Annotated in this window: 1 pseudogene; it reads right to left on the bottom strand. The window is 37.8% G+C overall.

The window, feature by feature from the left end:
* Positions 1 to 135: pseudogene (locus ACFIK8_RS12525) on the bottom strand (bifunctional demethylmenaquinone methyltransferase/2-methoxy-6-polyprenyl-1,4-benzoquinol methylase); the annotation flags it as partial.
* Positions 136 to 262: the final 127 nt, after the last annotated feature.

Genomic DNA, 262 nt, shown 5'->3' with positions numbered 1-262 from the left:
CTTATCATCATTTTCAGCGACAGAGTGAAATACACCATCAACCATGGATTGTTTTTGCGCTTCATCAATTTTTTGAAAGCCAAAAGAGTATTCCATGCCTCCTTTGACTCCTATGCGTTCTGTTTCAGCTGTCATGTGCGTGACCTCCCTTATTTTTCTGTTATCGTAAATGAAGTACAGAGGGGATGTTCAAATACGAAAAAGCTTTGTATAAAACCGAAGCGTTTATACAGCTAGAAACAAAAGAGTACCTTTAGATATC

Source organism: Bartonella sp. MR168JLCBS (assembly GCF_042194175.1).
The sequence above is the reverse complement of the archived record's forward strand: the minus strand, read 5'-3'. Positions and strand labels throughout refer to the sequence as shown.